Annotated in this window: 1 rRNA gene; it reads left to right on the top strand. The window is 43.5% G+C overall.

What is annotated here, in order from left to right:
* Positions 1-101: ribosomal RNA gene (gene rrf / locus LC073_RS21515) — 5S ribosomal RNA — on the top strand; the annotation flags it as partial.
* Positions 102-958: the final 857 nt, after the last annotated feature.

Below are 958 nucleotides of genomic sequence, written 5' to 3'. Positions count from 1 at the left end.
GTTGTGGAACCACCTGATCCCTTGCCGAACTCAGAAGTGAAACGCAACATCGCCGATGGTAGTGTGGGGTCTCCCCATGTGAGAGTAGGTCATCGTCAGGCTTCTAATCCGAAAGGGCCTCCCAATGGGTGGCCCTTTTTTTATGTGCGAAAAAATAGTTAATAAAAATAATAAAAGCAGAAAATAAAAAATAGAGTTATAAGAAAAGTGTGCTCTGGAGAAAAATAAAAACTCCGGCCAAACCCCAGTCAAATTTTTACTCGCAACACTTCTACTGAGAAATTCAACTCGATTTAACCCCAAGAGAAATAATAAGGGTCAGCAAGAGGCTGAGTGCTTTCCGAGCTGCGCAGTGCTTGTGTCGCCATAGCCGTGAGAGGAGCGGACTACCCCAGATCAATATCCGTGGTGCCAACCTGGTACGCCAAAGGCAACCGTAGAGTAGTGAGTACGGCTCGCCATAAACTGCTGGTCTAGGCATGCCTGGTAACCTGATAACTTGGTTGCGCTAAGTATTAGGCTAAGGTGATTTTGAGCCTGTGACTCCAAGAATGAAAAATTAGCTGTAGATGTAGAAAATAAAAAGGAAAGGAAGAAAAAAATAGTCCGCAAGAAGTTCTTTGACTGTGCTTGCCCAGCCAAGGACTATTTAATCCAGGGGCTAAATAGCCTGGAAAATACAAATGCTTTTAAACGATCTGTCGTGTTTCCCTGAGGTAATGGCTGGATTCAATGCGAGTTTATATTTAGCTTTTTCCCTCCATCTTACTGTGTAATTATCGTGTGATTTTCAGCCAAAAATCTTTTTAAAAAATTCCTACGAAAAGAGCTTGCGGTGCCCCCGTGAAGTCCGTATAGTTCGCCTCCTCGCTGCTCAAGCAGCAGCGGGAAAGCAGCTCTAACTCATTGATTTTATTAAAAAATTGATTTGAAAAAGAGCTTGCCAAGCACGGAGAGG

The organism is Microbulbifer variabilis, assembly GCF_020524905.1.
In the GTDB taxonomy this organism is placed as follows: Bacteria; Pseudomonadota; Gammaproteobacteria; order Pseudomonadales; family Cellvibrionaceae; genus Microbulbifer; species Microbulbifer variabilis_A.
The sequence above is the reverse complement of the archived record's forward strand: the minus strand, read 5'-3'. Positions and strand labels throughout refer to the sequence as shown.